Annotated in this window: 11 protein-coding genes; 4 read left to right on the top strand and 7 right to left on the bottom strand. The window is 66.7% G+C overall.

Translation table 11 applies throughout. From position 1 onward, the window contains the following. The first annotated feature begins 19 nt into the window (after positions 1-19). On the top strand, positions 20-523 hold the full coding sequence (locus tag KGM94_RS06595) for a response regulator (RefSeq protein ID WP_300256137.1): 504 nt from the start codon (positions 20-22) through the stop codon (positions 521-523). 13 nt (positions 524-536) lie between these two features. Here the strand turns inward: KGM94_RS06595 and KGM94_RS06590 are convergent, their stop codons facing one another. Further along, on the bottom strand, positions 537-857 hold the full coding sequence (locus tag KGM94_RS06590; protein ID WP_300256136.1) for a hypothetical protein: 321 nt from the start codon (positions 855-857) through the stop codon (positions 537-539). Positions 858-1007: 150 nt separating this feature from the next. Here KGM94_RS06590 and KGM94_RS06585 point away from each other — a divergent pair, with 150 nt between their 5' ends. After that, on the top strand, positions 1008-1643 hold the full coding sequence (locus KGM94_RS06585) for a response regulator (RefSeq protein ID WP_300256134.1): 636 nt from the start codon (positions 1008-1010) through the stop codon (positions 1641-1643). Between the two features lie 103 nt (positions 1644-1746). Here the strand turns inward: KGM94_RS06585 and KGM94_RS06580 are convergent, their stop codons facing one another. Continuing rightward, the gene (locus KGM94_RS06580) at positions 1747-5244 is read right to left on the bottom strand and encodes a PAS domain S-box protein (protein WP_300256131.1); all 3498 of its coding nucleotides are present in this window, start codon (positions 5242-5244) and stop codon (positions 1747-1749) included. Between the two features lie 443 nt (positions 5245-5687). Between KGM94_RS06580 and araD the strand changes: the two genes are divergently transcribed. After that, positions 5688-7424, top strand: coding sequence for an L-arabinonate dehydratase (araD, locus tag KGM94_RS06575; RefSeq protein ID WP_300256129.1), 1737 nt, complete (start codon positions 5688-5690; stop codon positions 7422-7424). A gap of 6 nt (positions 7425-7430) precedes the next feature. On the opposite strand, the gene KGM94_RS06570 is transcribed toward araD, so the two are convergent. The 5 genes from KGM94_RS06570 to KGM94_RS06550 form a co-directional block, all read right to left on the bottom strand. Continuing rightward, positions 7431-7991, bottom strand: a complete 561-nt coding sequence (locus KGM94_RS06570) for a flavin reductase family protein (RefSeq protein ID WP_300256127.1) — start codon at positions 7989-7991, stop codon at positions 7431-7433. A gap of 103 nt (positions 7992-8094) precedes the next feature. Next, complete coding sequence (locus KGM94_RS06565; protein WP_300256125.1) at positions 8095-10191, bottom strand: S9 family peptidase; 2097 nt, start codon at positions 10189-10191, stop codon at positions 8095-8097. Between the two features lie 263 nt (positions 10192-10454). Continuing rightward, positions 10455-11642, bottom strand: a complete 1188-nt coding sequence (locus tag KGM94_RS06560; protein WP_300256123.1) for an aminotransferase class V-fold PLP-dependent enzyme — start codon at positions 11640-11642, stop codon at positions 10455-10457. 84 nt (positions 11643-11726) lie between these two features. Beyond that, positions 11727-12452: a thermonuclease family protein gene (locus KGM94_RS06555; RefSeq protein WP_300256122.1), complete on the bottom strand. Its 726-nt coding sequence runs from the start codon at positions 12450-12452 to the stop codon at positions 11727-11729. Between the two features lie 172 nt (positions 12453-12624). Beyond that, positions 12625-14358, bottom strand: a complete 1734-nt coding sequence (locus KGM94_RS06550) for a hypothetical protein (protein WP_300256120.1) — start codon at positions 14356-14358, stop codon at positions 12625-12627. A gap of 416 nt (positions 14359-14774) precedes the next feature. Here KGM94_RS06550 and KGM94_RS06545 point away from each other — a divergent pair, with 416 nt between their 5' ends. Further along, positions 14775-15620, top strand: coding sequence for a caspase family protein (locus KGM94_RS06545; protein ID WP_300256119.1), 846 nt, complete (start codon positions 14775-14777; stop codon positions 15618-15620). Positions 15621-15654: the final 34 nt, after the last annotated feature.

Here is a 15654-nt window from a genome sequence, read left to right as displayed (position 1 = left end):
TCAAAATCAGGATCCGGCAATGCCCAGAAGTTCCCTCTCCACCGTCCGATCAAATCTGTTCGACGCCTCCGAACGGCGCGCGCTCCAGCTCCTGGTAGTCGACGACGACGCCACCCAGCGCAGCCTGATCGCGGTCGCCGCCAAGCAGGCCGGCCACGAGGTCACGGTGGCGCCATCGGTCGCGGAAGCGGTCGACAGGCTGCGCGCGGCGCGGTTCGACTGCGTGACGCTCGACCTCGTGCTGGAGGACGGCGATGGGATCGAAGTGCTGCGCGAGATGGCCGCGGCGAAATTCGCGGGCGCCGTGATCGTCATCAGCGGCATGGATGCGCCGCGCCGCAGCGCGGCCCGCAGCTTCGCCCGCTCCGTCGGCATCGAGCTCCAGAGCCTGCCGAAGCCGCTGGACCTCGCAGCGCTGCGCATCAGCCTTGCGAATTTGAGCAAGACGGCGATGGGCCTGCCCGCGATCCATACCTGGGGCGGCGTGGCGACCGACGCGATCGTGGAGCGGCATCGCGCCTGATGCGGCGCGATTGCTACGCAGTCAGGCGCGGCGCAGCCGCCGCGTCGAGGCGGTTGCCGGATTCCGACAGGCGTTGCAGCGCGAGATCGAGATTGACCTTGCAGGCGTTGAGCGCGGCGCTTGCCGCGGCGTAGCGCGGCGTCACGTCGTCGAGCACGACGACGTCGCGGGAACCCGACGGATCCTCGCCTTCATTCTCCAGCGTTGCCGCATCGATCAGGCGCATGAGGGTTTCGACTTGCGCGACGAGATTGCGAAGGTCTGCAACGATCAACTGATGGCTGTCGCCGTCGGACCTCGCGATGACAGGGGCAGTGCCCGCAAAATTCAGCATGGATATTCTCCGTCCCTTGCAATTAGGCGCTTTGCCGCTACTTGTGCGTTAAGTCCATGTCCCGTACAAATACGGGTGGGCCGAATCCGTGCCGAACGCCATAGCGGGAGGCGCGGACACGAGTTCACTGATGCCGGATGGACGTGCCACATGGCCGAAAAAAATTCTCGTGGCGAGATATTCGTGGTCGACGACGATTCCGCCGTGCGTGAAACGCTGTCGATGGTGTTGAAGGCGGCTGGCTATGACGTCATCTGCTTCGCCGACGGCGCCGCGCTTCTCGCCGTCGCGCGAAACCGAACGCCGGCTGCGATCCTGCTCGACGTTCACATTCCCGGCAAATCGGGTCTCGACATTCTCAGGGAACTGCACGGCGAGGATTACCCGGCGCCGATCTTCATGATCTCGGGCCAGGGCGACATCGCCATGGCGGTCACCGCCATCAAGAACGGCGCGCTCGACTTCATCGAGAAGCCGTTCCGCGGCAGCGAGATCGTCGGCCGGCTGGACGAGGCGATCGGCGCCTATGCCCGCCGGCATGCAGAGAGCACGTCGCCGCAGTTCGGCTCGCTGCATTTCCCGGGACGCGAGCCGCTGACCCGGCGCGAGCGCGAGGTGCTCGAGCAATTCGCCTCCGGCGCCTCCAACAAGGAGGCCGGCCGCACGCTCGGGATCAGCCCGCGCACCATCGAGGACCACCGCGCCAACATCATGAAGAAGCTCGGGGCGAGGAATGCCGCCGACCTGATCCGCATCGTGATGACGGCGGCCCAGCGCGCCTCGTAAGCTTCACCGTTTCTCTCCCGGTCTTCAATTCCCTGCGATCCGCTCTCGTGTTCCCGACCGGCGCTTCGCTCGTCCGGAACACGGGAGTCGGTGCGCATGCGTCTCAGCCGTCCAGCGCCTTGCGCAGGATTTTGGCGAGCTCCGACTTGCGATAGGGTTTTGCCAGCAGCAGGACGCCGCTATCGAGCCGGCCATGATGGATGATGGCGTTCTCGGTGTAGCCCGAGGTGTAGACCACCTTGAGACCGGGGCGGGTCTTCTGCAGCTCGTCGGCGAGCTGACGGCCGTTCATCCTGCCGGGCATGATCACGTCGGTGAAGAGGAGGTCGAACGGCTTTCCGGATGCGACGATTGCCATCGCCTCCGCGGCGTCCGCGGCCTCGAGCGTGACGTAGCCGAGCGAGCGCAGCTGCGCCAGCACGTAGTCGCGCACCAGGCGATCGTCCTCGACCACGAGGATCGTCTCGTGCCCGCTCGCGACCGTTGCCGGTGCGACACCATCGCCCGCACCCGCCGCGGCGGCGTTGCCCGGCGGCAGGTACATCTTGATCGAGGTGCCGTGGCCCTCTTCGCTGTAGATCCTGATGTGGCCTGCGGATTGCCGGATGAATCCGTAGACCATCGAGAGTCCCAGTCCCGTGCCCTTGCCCGGCCCCTTCGAGGTGAAGAACGGATCGAACACCCGGTCCAGCACGTTGGCGGCGATGCCCGAGCCGGTGTCGCTCACCGCGATCAGGACGTAGTGGCCGGGACGGACGTCGTTGGCGCTCGCATAGGCCTCGTCGAGATGGACGAATCCGGTTTCGAGGATCAGCTTGCCGCCGCCGGGCATCGCGTCGCGCGCATTGAGCGCCAGGTTGAGCAGCGCGGTGGTCAGCTGGTTGGGATCGACGATCGCCACGCTGGCCTCGTTCTCGAACACGGTCTCGATCTGGACGTGCTCGCCGAGCGTCGGTCGCAACAGCTTGGCGGTGTCGACGATCAGCGTGTTGACGTCGGTCTCGCGCGGCTGCAGCGGCTGCTTGCGCGCGAATGCCAGCAGGTGCTGGGTGAGATCGGCTCCGCGTGCCGCGGCCTCGTCGATCATCCTGGTGATGGCCGCGAGCTGCGGCTCCTTCGCCACTGCGTCGGCGAGGATTTCGATCGTGCCGGTGATGACGGTGAGGATGTTGTTGAAGTCGTGCGCCACACCGCCGGTGAGCTGGCCGATCGCCTCCATCTTCTCGGTGTGGCGGATGCGCTCCTCGGCGGCGATCTTGTCGGTCAGGTCGCGGAAGAAGGCGTTGAACACCAGGCCTTCCCGGCGCCTGAGCCCGGTAACGCTGAGCTCGGCCCTGAACTCCTTGCCGTCGCGCCGCCGTGCCATGACCTCGCGGCGGCGGCCGCCGCCCTGTCGGCTGTCCGTAAAGCGCCGCAGGCTGTTCCTCTCCGTTTCGCGGTCGGCATCGCCGATCAGCAGGTCGAGCGCGTCCTTGCCGAGCGCCTCGTCGCGCGGCCAGCCGAACATGGTTTCGGCCCGTGAATTCAGATTCAGGATGCCGCCCTTCTCGTCGGTCTGAACGAAGGCATCGAGCGCGGTCTCGATGATGTTGCGCGCGAGCCGCTCGCTTTCGCGCAGCGATTCCTGCGCCCGCCGGGCTTCCGTCATGTCGCGCCCGACATAGAAATAGCGCCTGGCCTGTTCGGACCATGCGCCGAGCCAGGACAGCCAGACTTCGCGCCCGTCCTTGTGCAGGGCGCGGGTATCGGCGATCTTCGGTTGCTCTCCGCGCCGCAGCGCGCGCATCTCCGCGCGGGCGCCCTCCAGGTGATCGGGATGGGTGAACTCGTCGGCGCCGCGGCCGACGACCTCGTCGGGCCGATAGCCGAGGATGGTTTCGCAGCTCGGGCTGATCTGCACGATCCAGCCTCTGGAGTTCATGATCATGATCAGGTCTTGCGAGGTGTCGAAGATCTGACGCCGCTCCTCGAGCTGCTGCTGCAGCGCGCGTTCGGTCCGTCGGGCCTCGGTGAGGCTGCGGGCGAAGCCGGAGGCTCCGATGATCTCGCCGGAAGGGCTCCTGATCGGCGACAGGCTCACGGAAATCTCGATCGGGCTGCCGTCCTTGCGCCGGCGTGTGGTCTCGAAATGCTCGATGCGTTCGCCGCGGGCGATGCGTCGCAAATTGTCCTCGGCCTCCTTGCGGCGCTCGGGGGGCATGATGATCGAGGTCGGCTGGCCGACGGCTTCCTCCGCCGAATAGCCATACAGGCGCTCCGCCGCGCGATTCCAGCCGGTGATGACGGCGTCCAGCGATTGCGTGACGATCGCGTCGTCGGAGGATTCCACAGCGGTCGAGAACAGGTGCTCGCGGGCGGCATGATGATCGCGCGCCGCCTCGGTGCGGCGGTGGTCCAGGATCTCGCGTTCCAGCGCCGCGGTCTTCGCTCGGGTCTCCTCGATCGCCTGCGCGAAGGCGCGCGCCAGCACGCCGGTCTCGCCGGGCGCTTCGGTCGGGATGACCACGGCGTCATCGTGGCCGATGGCCTCGACCGCTGCGGTCAACTGCCCGATCGGTCGCGTCAGCGTCCGCGCCAGCAGCACCGCCAGCACCGCCGCGACCAGCACCGCGATGAGGCCGATGGCCAGGCTCGTGTGCTGAATGGCCGCGGCAGGCGCCATGAACGTCGCATTGGGCGCGACCTGGATGACGCCGGCCCATTTCGTTCCCGCCAGGATCGCGGACGAGAGCGCGACGCCCCCCGGCTTGCCGGCGGGGCTCGTCACGATCTGCGAAGCGGAGCCGGCGGTGTCGACGATCGATGCGAAATAGGGAAAGTCGTCCTGCCAGCGCGTCGGCCGTCCGAGCTGCGAGCCGAATTCGCGGCTCGGGTCGGGATGCACGAGGTAGTCGCCGTTGTCGCCGACCACATAGACCTGCTCGCCCGTGCGCATCGAGGCGCGGACGTGGCTGAACGCGTCGCGCATGTCGATGTTGATGACGACGATGCCGAACGGCTGCCGGTTGGGGCCGAAGATCGCGCCCGCCACCCGCAGGGTCGGGACGTGAGGGGTCTGGATGACCCCGTCATCGACGTTGAGGTCGAGCGGCGACACGTAGATCTGGTCGTCGGCGAGCTTGACCGCTTCCTGGAAGAAGGAGCGCTCGGCCTTGTTCTGCAGACGCTCGTTGGGGACGACGCGGACGGCTCCGTTGGGACCGGACCTGTCGACCCGCAGCATCTCGACCCCGTCGGTCTCGATGATGCGGAATTTCGCGTAGTTGGGCTTGGCCTCGAGTTCGGCGATCAGGGGAACGAGCAGCCGCTGACGCCATGCCGCCTCGGTGAGGTGATCGTCCGGGTCGACCCCGCCGTTGAAGCGGGCGGCGACGATGCCGCGCAGGGCGCCATTGGCGCGGAAGGTGGCGATGTCGGCGCGCGCGCCCTGGACATAGGCTTCGAGCTCGGCTGCCAGCAGCCGGGAATGACCTTCGATGCGGTCGAGCACCCGCGGCAGCAAGGCCTGCTCGAGCGCATGATAGCTCAGCCATCCGACCGCGGAGACCGCCACCGCGACCAGCAGGATCATCGCAATGGCCAGCCGGCTTGCGAGCGTCATGGGAACGTCCCCGCCGCCGTCGTGCTTCCGCATGGTCTGGCAGGCAGTGCGACGGGCATCCTCGTCATCGGCTCCCGGCGCGAATATCGGGTTCCCCGGATGGGGGCTTTCCGGGCATGGATAGGCCCCCGCGATCGTTGCATGCGGCCGAATCGTCGTCCACGATCAGGGTGTTGGCCAAATTCCAGTCCTCGGAGCTGGATGGGGAATCGAGCTCGACCGCATCGTCGAGCGCCAAATTGTGGCGCAGATTCTACCCGGCCTGCAAGCACGTCGCGAAGCCGAGTGGCGCACGGGCGAGGAGAGCAGCCGGGCAATGGGCAAGGTCGTGGCGTAAGGCGCCGGTGCGGGGCATCTCGGCCGCGAGGTCGGCATCCGAGGGCTTGCGAGGAGGCAATGGCCTGTGAGATGACCCATCCGGGTTCTCTCACGGACAAGGGCCGATGACCAGGAAGAAGACACCGGAAGAGTTGCGCAGCGCGCGCTGGTTTGCGCCCGACGATCTGCGTTCGTTCGGCCACCGCTCCCGCGCCATGCAGATGGGCTACGCGCCGGAGGAGTGGAAGGACCGGCCGATCATCGCGATCCTCAACACCTGGTCGGACGCGCAGCCCTGTCACATGCACTTCAAGTCGCGCGTCGACGACGTCAAGCGCGGCGTGCTGATGGCGGGCGGCCTGCCGCTGGAATTGCCGGCGCTGTCGCTGTCGGAATCGCTGTTGAAGCCGACCACCATGCTCTACCGCAACCTGCTTGCGATGGACGCCGAGGAGCTGTTGCGCGGCCATCCCGTCGACGGCGTGGTGCTGATGGGCGGCTGCGACAAGACCACGCCCGCGCTGCTGCTCGGCGCTACCTCGATGAACATCCCGGCGATCTATTTGCCGGCCGGCCCGATGCTGCGCGGTAACTGGAAGGGCAAGACGCTGGGCTCCGGCTCGGATGGCTGGAAATACTGGGACGAGCGCCGCGCCGGGAAGATCAACGACCGCGACTGGGTCGACATCGAGGCCGGTATCGCCCGCAGCTACGGCACCTGCATGACCATGGGCACGGCGTCCACCATGACCGCGATTGCGGAAGCGATCGGCATGACCTTGCCCGGCGCGTCCTCGATTCCGGCGGCCGATGCCGGCCACATCCGCATGGCATCCGAATGCGGCCGCCGCATCGTCGAGATGGTCTGGGAGGATTTGACGCCGCAGGCGATCCAGACCCGAAAGGCCTTCGAGAACGCCATCGCGGTGGCGATGGCGATGGGCTGCTCGACCAATGCGATCATCCACGTCATCGCGCAGGCGCGCCGCGCCGGACAGGACATCGGGCTCGACGATTTCGAGCGGGCGAGCCGCAAGGTGCCCGTCATCGCCAATGTGCGGCCGAGCGGCGACACCTACCTGATGGAGGATTTCTTCTATGCCGGCGGCCTGCCGGCGCTGATGAGCCGCATCGCCCCGCATCTGCATCTGGACTGCCTCACCGTGTCGGGCAGGACGCTTGGCGAGAACATCGCAGGCGCGCAGGTCTACGACGACGACGTCATCCGCAGCGTCGACAATCCCATCTACCGGGAAGGCGCGCTCGCAGTCCTCAAGGGCAATCTCGCGCCCGACGGCTGCGTCATCAAGCCGAGCGCCTGCGAGCCGCGCTTCCTCAGGCACACCGGTCCGGCGCTGGTGTTCGACGACTACGCTGCGATGAAGAAGGCGGTCGACGATCCCGATCTCGACGTCACCGCCGACCATATCCTCATCCTGCGCAATGCCGGGCCGCAGGGCGGGCCGGGCATGCCGGAATGGGGCATGCTGCCGATCCCGACGAAACTGGTGAAGCAGGGCGTGCGCGACATGGTGCGCATCTCGGACGCGCGCATGAGCGGCACCAGCTACGGTGCCTGCATCCTGCACGTCGCGCCCGAATCCTACATCGGCGGCCCGTTGGCGCTGGTCAGGACCGGCGACCGCATCACGCTCGACGTCGCCGCGCGCAGCATCAATCTCGATGTGGGCGAGGCGGAGCTCGCCCGGCGCCGCGCCGAATGGAAGCCGCCCGAGCGCCGCTTCGAGCGCGGCTATGGCTGGATGTTCACGCGACACATCAAGCAGGCCAATGACGGCTGCGACTTCGACTTTCTGGAAACCGGCTTCGGCGCGCCGATCGGCGAGCCGCCGATCTTCTGAAGATCGCTACAGCATCCCCGGCCGGAACAGCCTGCGGAACTTCCGCGTCTCCGCGCCCGAGATCATGAACTCGCCGTCGCCGCGATAGTGGATGGTCTTCGGCGTCTTTGGCGCCGTCGCCACATGCGCCTTCACCACCTCGAACACGAACAGATTGTACTTGTTCACCCAACCGGCATCGGCGAGTTCGCATTCGAAATTGGCGTAGCACTCCTCGATCAGCGGCGCGCGAACATGCGTTCCGGGCTTTGGCGTCAGGCCGAATTCGCCGAACTTGTCGATGTCGCGCCCGGACGTGTTGCCGATCCCGACCACGGTCGCAGCGAGATCGACGGCCGGAACGTTGATCACGCACTGCCGACTGCCGCGGATCAGCTCAAAACTGTGGTTCGCGCTCGAGATGATGCAGCCGACGAGGGCCGGCGTGAACTCCATCATCATGTGCCAGCCCATGGTCATGATATTGCGCTCGTCCCCGTGCGCGGAGGAGACCAGCACGATCGGCCCCGGCTCGAGCAGGCGGCGGACGTTGGCGACGGGAAAATCTTTCTTGGTGTAGCGGCGCATGGTGATCTCTTAACCCCGTAGCCCGGATGCAGCGCAGCGTAATCCGGGGCGACGCGCACAAGACCGGTCCCGGATTTCGCTGCGCTGCATCCGGGCTACGTATCTACGCCATCGCCTCCGCCATCCCCACCGCCCATAGCGCAAAGGCGTAGACGATGGCGACTTCGTCGAGGCGGTCGAAGCGGCCCGAGGCGCCGCCATGGCCGGCGCCCATGTTGGTGCGCAAGAGCACCGGGCCGCCGCCGGTCATGGTGGCGCGCAGCCGCGCGATCCATTTCGCCGGCTCCCAGTAGGTGACGCGGGGATCGGTCAATCCGCCCATCGCCAGGATCGCCGGATAGTCCTTTGCGGCGACGTTGTCGTAGGGCGAGTAGGACAGGATGGTGCGAAAATCCTTCTCGCTCAGGAGCGGGTTGCCCCATTCCGGCCATTCCGGCGGCGTCAGCGGCAAGGTGTCGTCGAGCATGGTGTTGAGCACGTCGACGAACGGCACTTCGGCGACGATGCCCGCAAATAGTTCGCCGGCACGGTTGGCGACTGCGCCCATCAGCATGCCGCCGGCCGAACCGCCGTGACCGACGATACGTTTGGCGCCGGTGTACTTCGCCGCGATCAACGCGCGCGCGCTGGCCGCGAAATCATCGAACGAATTGATCTTCTTCTCGCGCTTGCCGTCGAGATACCAGCCCCAGCCCTTGTCGGCGCCGCCGCGGATATGGGCGATGGCGTAGACGAAACCGCGGTCGACCAGCGACAGGCGGTTGGCGTTGAAGGAGGCCGGCATCGCCATGCCGTAGGAGCCGTAGCCGTAGAGCAAGAGCGGCGCCGAGCCGTCGAGCGCCAGCCCGCGGCGATGCAGGATCGAGACCGGCACAAGCGCGCCGTCATGCGAAGGCGCCATGACGCGCGTGGTGACGTAGTCGGCCGGATCGTGACCGGAGGGAATCTCCTGGCGCTTCCGCAAGGTCCGGCTGCGCGTCGCCATGTCGTAGTCATAGACCTCCGAGGGCGTCGTCATCGACGAGTAGGAGAAGCGCAAATTCGTCGTCTCGAACTCGTAGGAGCCCATGGTGTCGAGCGAATAGGCGGCCTCGTCGAAGGCGATGGCATGCTCCTGGTTATCAGCGAGATCGCGGATCACGATCGCCGGCAGCGCGTTGGCGCGCTCCAGCCGCACCAGATGGCCGGCATAGAGGTCGATGTCGATGACGTAGATGCCTGCCCGGTGCGGAATCAGGTCGCGCCAGTTGGCCCGCCCGGACGATGCGAGCGGCGCGGTGACGATCTTGAAGTCGATGGCGTCGTCGGCATTGGTGAGGATGAAAAGCTGATCTGCGCGGTCGGCGATCGAATATTGCACGCCTGCCGTCCGCGCCGCGACGAGGCGCGGCGGCGCGTCCGGATCGGCGAGGTCGATCAACCGCTGCTCCGAGGTCTCGTGATCGCCGCCCGCGATCACGCAGAAGCGTCCGCTGGTGCTCTCGTGCAGATGGGTGAACCAGCCGGCGTCCTGCTCCTCGTAGACCAGCAGATCGTCGGGCTGCCTGGTGCCGAGACGATGCCGCCACACCTGCATCGGGCGGTGATTGTCGTCGAGCTTGACGTAGAAGAAGCTCTTGGCGTCCTTGCTCCAGACCACCGCGCCGTCGGTCTCCCCGACGATGTCGTCGAGATCCTTCCCCGTCGCCCAGTCGCGCACCCGGATGGCGAAATATTCCGAGCCCTTGGTGTCCGCGCTCCAGGCCTGCAGGCGGTGGTCGGGCGAATGGCGGCTGCCGCCGAACCTGAAATATTTGTGGTCCTTTGCAAGCTGATCGCCGTCGAGCACGATATGGCTGTCGCCGCCGCTGCGCGGCATGCGGCCGAACATCTCGTGCTGCCCGCCCTCGCGAAACCTGCGGAAATAGGCGAACGGCCCGTCCGGCGACGGCACGCTGGAATCGTCCTCCTTGATGCGGCCGCGCATCTCGCGCACCAGCGTCTTCTGCAGAGCACGGGTATGGCCGAGCACGCTCTCGGTATAGGCGTTCTCGGCCTCGAGATATGTGCGGATGTCCGGATCGAGCACCGCGGGATCGCGCAGCACCTCCTGCCAGTTCGCGTCCTTCAGCCAGGCATAGTCGTCGCTCACGGTGATGCCGTGCCGCGTGAAGGAAGACGGCCGCCGCGGCGCGACGGGGGGAGGGGGCTGGCTGGTCAAAGCGATCCTCGATTCAGGGGCTGTGTTTCGTCCCAATATCGGAGCAAACGCGGCGGATTTGAAGACGTACCAACGCGGATGCGAGGCTACAGCCGGGCCACGAATTCAGATGTCGTCCCCGCGAACGCGGGGATCCATAATCCCAGGGAGGCGTTGGCGCGCGAGCTGACAACTCCGAGTCTTCGCCAAACTACTCCCTGTGGTTGTGGGTCTCGGATCAGCGCTCACTTCGTTCGTTTGTCCGGGACGACAGTCTCGAACTGCTACGCCTCCACCGTCTCGCCGAGATACTCCACCGCCGCTTCCAGCCCGCCCTTGCCGTGCGGGATCTTCAGCGCGTTCAGCCCGACCTCGATCACGCCGAGCGTCCCGAGCAGCATCGGCGCGTTGACGTGGCCCATATGGGCGATGCGGAAGGCCTGGCCCTGCAAGTCGCCGATCCCGGTGCCGAGCACCACGCCGCATTTCTCCTTGCAATAGCGTTGCAGAGCCGCCGGATCGTGGCCGCCGCCCATGGTCACCGTGGTCACGGTGTCGGAGCGTTCGCTGGCCTCCGCGACGTTGAAGCCGAGCACCTGGCCCTCCGACCACGCCGCGACCGCGCGGCGCGCGGCCTCCGCAAGCAGGCGGTGACGCCTGAAGACGTTTTCGAGGCCTTCCTCATGGATGAGGTCGATCGCCTGGCGCAGCGCGAACAGCAGATGCACCGGCGCGGTGCCGGCATATTTGCGGTAGTGCTCGGTGCCTTCGCGCTCGCTCCAGCTCCAATAGGGCGTGCTCATGTTCGCGTGCTTGTGCGCTTCCAGCGCACGGTCGTTGGCGGCGACGAAGCCGAGGCCGGGCGGCGTCATCAGCCCCTTCTGCGAGCCCGACATCGCGACGTCGATGCCCCATTCGTCCATCTCGAACGGCATGCAGCCGAGCGAGGCCACCGCGTCGACCATGAACAGCGCGGGATGGCCGGTCGACCTGATCGCCTTGCCGATTGCCTCGATGTCGTTCTGCGCGCCGGAGGCGGTATCGACCTGCACGACGACGATCGCCTTGATGCTGTGCCCGGTGTCGCGCTTCAGCCGCTCGGCGACCTCGTGCGGACGCACCGCGCGGCGCCAGTCGCCCTTCAGCACCTCGACCTCGGCGCCCATCAAATGGGCCGCGTTGCCCCAGCCGACCGCGAAGCGGCCGCTCTCCAGCACGAGGAGCTTGTCGCCGCGCGACAGCACGTTGCTCAAGACGGCTTCCCATGCGCCGTGGCCGTTGGAGATGTAGATGTAGGTCTTGCCCCTGGTCGCAAACAGCTTTGCGACGTCGGCGAGCAGGCCCTCGGTCAGGTCGGTCATCTGCCTGGAGTAGATGTCGAGCGCCGGGCGGTGCATCGCCCGCAGCACCTCGTCGGGCATCGTGGTGGGCCCGGGGATGGCCAGAAATTCCCGGCCCGCGCGAACGGTCATTGTTGTTCTTCCTTGCTTGAGGACAGGCTGGAGGGGTCGCTGATGCCAGCTTTTACGCGCCGCGGGCGATCAAGAAAAGCATATCTATCGCCGGGTCTCGCGGCAGCCGGCGGCTTCCGCCTCCTCGACCGAGCAGAACCAGCGGGTGCCCTTGCTGATCCGCATCCTGATCTGCGCGTACCAGCGGCTGGTCGGGGTATGATAGATGCACTCGCCGGCCGAGTTGACGTTGCCCTTGATGGTGCAGTCGGGCGAGGGCGCGACCGGCCCCGAGGCCGAGGCGAGCAGGATCGCATGCGCCCCCGGCGGCGGCTTCGTGGCGCCCAGGATCGGCGTCTTCTTGTTGCGCACGCGCCAGTCCCAGGGTGCGATGAAGGCGCCCTGCCACATGCCGGCCTTGGCCTCGCGCGCGGCGGCCTCGTCGGCATCATAATCGTGGGAGATGCGCTTGTAGGACAGCGCCCAGCCGCTCCGCACCAGCCATTTCTGGATGTCCTCGCCGTCGACGTCGCAGCGCGCCACTGTGCGGCCGCGGCGGTCGATCGAGCGGGCATGGCACTGCCAGGTCTTGCCCTCGGTGTGCTTGATCAACTCGTCGCGCGCCGCGACCCCGCAGGTCCAGCGCTCGCCCTTGGTGTTGAGACAGAGCTGGTCGGCCTGGGGCGCGTCGACGCCGCCGAGCCGTATCCGGGTGCTGCCGATCAGAATGGAGTCGCCGTCGCGGATCTTCGCCGTGCCGGTGATGTCGGCGGCATCGGCAAGCGACGGCAACAGCAGGAGGACGATGGCGGGGAGGAGGCGGCGGAGCATGCGGTCCCGGTTCAGCTAGCAATGACGTCGATCGATCCGCGCGATTGTGGTCGGGATTCGGCCGCCCGGCCAGCGCCGGCCCAAACCTCGTGCTTTCAACTTCGCGTCATCTGGAAGGGCGAATGGCGAATGGGGAGTAGCGAATAGATGCCGATTCGCCATTCGCCACTCACTACTCGCTATTCGCCCCCATTCGCCTTCTCGCCACCGCGAGCCCCATCAGCACGAAGGCCGAGGTCACCTCGGGACCGCCGACCAGGATGCGCGTCGGCGTCTTCATCTTGTTCCACTCATAGGCGCGGAACGGGCCGCGGCGGCCGCCTTCGCCGAGTCGGGAGACGATGCAGATCAGCGCGGGCGCGAAGGTCTTCGGATCGGCGCCGAGATGGCCGAGCGCGATCAGCGCGAGCGCTGCGTCGAACACGTTCATCTCGGCGACCAGCATCTCGCCCTGCACATAGGCGAGCACGCGCGCGCGGATGAAATCGAACGCGCCGTCGGGGTCGATCGCGGCCTGCGCCGCGAGCGGCAGCGCGAGATAGGCCGCGTAGCAGCGGCCGAAATAGGCGCAGTAGAGCTCCGGCAGATAGTAGATGTGCGAGCGCGGATTGGCGAAGGCGCCGCTCGCCGCGAGCCGCTTCTGGAAGCCGATGATGCGATGCACGGTCGCGAGCCGCGACGGCGTCTCCAGCACCTTCCAGCGCGCCAGATTGCGGAACGACACTTCGAGAATGTCGAGGTTGAGCGTCGGGTCGAGGTCGTTGCCGTAGGGCCGCTCGCCGGCGAGGTTGTCGATCCAGGTGGCAACCCCGCCCTCGTAGTCGATGTTGTCGTTGAGCGGCACGGTGACGCGCGGCTCGTTGACGCCCTCGCGCACCTGGTAGCCGGCATAGAAATCCAGCAGCGGCTGGTCGAGGATCGGATCGTTCGAGCCGGCCTGCGTCGCCGCCGAGAACGAGCAGGCCGTGGTGTCGCAGTCCGGCACATAGATGCCGAAGCCCAAATCCTGCTTGATCTGGGCAAAGAAGCGGGAAAAGCGCGGATGCGGCGCGGGCGCCAGCGCGGTGATGACGTCGAAGCGCTCGCCCGCCGCGCTCCTCACCTCTTCGCGGCTGATGTTGATGCAGAAATCGACCATGTCGGCGATCGCGCGCCTCGCGGCGGTCGCGTCGGACGGCGAGGCGAGCCCGCTCTCGAGAAAGCCGATCAGCGCCTCGATGAAGAACGCGTCGTAATAGGCCGAGCGGTGGCGGATCTGCATCGGCTCCCACATCGGTTCGGCGATGCCCGTCCAGGGCGGATTGACGACGGCGCGCGCCGGCGAGCGGGCGATGAACACGCGTGCGAGGTTGAACAGCAGCGAGGAGTTCTTGTAGCCGCGCGAGTTCAGCCCGGTCAGCGCCATGATCAATTCGCGCCCGCGCATGTCGGGATCGCCGATCAGGTTGAAGGCGGCAAACGTCGGCAGGAAGCCGTTCTGCCGGTAGCTGCGCAGCAGATGCTGCGCGCAGTCCCGGATGGCGCCGTCGATCTGCTGCAGGGCCGGGGCGGTGCCGTTGAACGGGACTGCCGGCGGCCGGGGATGATCGAGCGCGATGGTGTCGAGCAGGTCGGCGACGGGCCGGCCGGCGGCCTCCCAGTCCGGCCTCTCGTCGTCGCGGGCGCGCACCAAGGCCTCGCGCAGGCGGGCGAGCCGGGCGCGATCGCCGAGTTCCGGCAGGCCGGCACGGCGCAACAGCACCCGCAGCGCGGGATTGCCGAGCGCGGTCTTGTAGAACTTGGCCAGATGCGGATTGCCCGAAGGGGCGCCCCCCAGCACGGGGTCGCAGACGTCGTACAGCGACGGGCCGTCCTTGCGCGCCGTCAATGCGCGATAGGCACTGCTGGCGATATAATAGGCTTTCATAAAGAACCTGGTCGCGGGGCTTGAGCCAGGTTCTGCAGCGCCATCCCGCCGGATCCGCCAAAGCCCCTGCAAGTATTTGAAAAGGTACACAAATCGGCAGGAAAGACAAATGTGACGGAGATCATGGTCAAAGCCGGCACCGGAACTGCATCGACGATGGCGCAAAGGAGGCGGGAAAATGAAGGAATCAGCATCTCCGGGCCGAATTATTATCAAGTATCTTCAATATGTTAACTGGAATCCGGGAGCGTCTATTGCCGCCCGGGAGGGATCGGGTTAAGGGTTTCTTTGGTGCGGCGCCGCAAATTGCGCGCAATTCGGCGGCACACCTCCGGCCAATCCCTCAAACCTCGAGACGCCCTGGCGCTACTCACGGATTGTGCGCGCGCCCTTGGCACTGACAGGAATGAACCGTGATGAATGTAAGGCAGCTCACCCCGTCCCGACGCACGATTGCCGCCGCCGCCGCCATGATCGGCACGGTGTCGCTGGCGATCGGCGCCCATGCTGCCCTCAACATGCGCGCGCTCGACACCGCCAAGTCGGTTGCAACCCAGAGCGCCAATCCGGCGGCCCAGCCGTCGCGGCTAGCGCTCGTCATCGGCAACGGCCATTACCCCGACGCCAACGCGCCGCTGACGCAGTCGATCAACGACGCGCGCGCGCTGTCGGCCGCGCTGCGCAAGAGCGGCTTTGACGTCGACATGGTGGAGGACGCGAGCAAGGACGACATGGTCCGCGCCGTCAGCCGCCTCAAGTCCAGGATCAGGCACGATTCCGTGGTCATGCTGTTCTTCGGCGGCTACGGCGTGCAGGCCGGTCGCGAGAGCTACATGCTGCCCGTCGATGCCGTGATCTGGAAGGAACGGGACGTTCGCCGCAACGGCATCTCGATCGAGAGCGTGCTCGACATGATGAAGGAGCAGGGCGCCCGCGCCAGGCTCGTCGTCGTCGACGCCTCCCGCCGCAATCCCTATGAGCGGCGCTTCCGCTCCTACAGCCATGGACTGGCGCCGATCGCCGCGCCGGACAATGCGCTGATCCTGTCGTCCAACGCGCCCGGCAAGGTCGCCGACGACGTCCAGGGCGAGCACAGCGTGCTGGTCTCCGAGCTCCTGAACAATCTCGATGCCCAGGCGGGCGTGGAGAGCGCGTTCAACAAGACCCGCTCCGCCATCTCCCGCGCGAGCGAAGGCGAGCAGATCCCGAGCCTGTCCTCCTCGCTCCGCGAAGACGTCCGCCTCGGCGACGCCGGCGGTTAGTTTTTTCCACACGCAATCTCGTGCCCCGGACGCA

The organism is Bradyrhizobium sp., assembly GCF_028868675.1.
In the GTDB taxonomy this organism is placed as follows: Bacteria; Pseudomonadota; Alphaproteobacteria; order Rhizobiales; family Xanthobacteraceae; genus Bradyrhizobium.
The sequence above is the reverse complement of the archived record's forward strand: the minus strand, read 5'-3'. Positions and strand labels throughout refer to the sequence as shown.

What these genes read in the sequence shown, in the direction of transcription:
- KGM94_RS06595 (WP_300256137.1), top strand. Translation starts at nt 20, where the DNA reads ATGCCCAGAAGTTCCCTCTCCACCGTCCGATCAAATCTGTTCGACGCC.
- KGM94_RS06590 (WP_300256136.1), bottom strand. Translation starts at nt 857, where the DNA reads ATGCTGAATTTTGCGGGCACTGCCCCTGTCATCGCGAGGTCCGACGGC.
- KGM94_RS06545 (WP_300256119.1), top strand. Translation starts at nt 14,775, where the DNA reads ATGAATGTAAGGCAGCTCACCCCGTCCCGACGCACGATTGCCGCCGCC.
- KGM94_RS06550 (WP_300256120.1), bottom strand. Translation starts at nt 14,358, where the DNA reads ATGAAAGCCTATTATATCGCCAGCAGTGCCTATCGCGCATTGACGGCG.
- KGM94_RS06555 (WP_300256122.1), bottom strand. Translation starts at nt 12,452, where the DNA reads ATGCTCCGCCGCCTCCTCCCCGCCATCGTCCTCCTGCTGTTGCCGTCG.
- KGM94_RS06580 (WP_300256131.1), bottom strand. Translation starts at nt 5,244, where the DNA reads ATGACGCTCGCAAGCCGGCTGGCCATTGCGATGATCCTGCTGGTCGCG.
- KGM94_RS06585 (WP_300256134.1), top strand. Translation starts at nt 1,008, where the DNA reads ATGGCCGAAAAAAATTCTCGTGGCGAGATATTCGTGGTCGACGACGAT.
- KGM94_RS06560 (WP_300256123.1), bottom strand. Translation starts at nt 11,642, where the DNA reads ATGACCGTTCGCGCGGGCCGGGAATTTCTGGCCATCCCCGGGCCCACC.
- araD (WP_300256129.1), top strand. Translation starts at nt 5,688, where the DNA reads ATGACCAGGAAGAAGACACCGGAAGAGTTGCGCAGCGCGCGCTGGTTT.
- KGM94_RS06570 (WP_300256127.1), bottom strand. Translation starts at nt 7,991, where the DNA reads ATGCGCCGCTACACCAAGAAAGATTTTCCCGTCGCCAACGTCCGCCGC.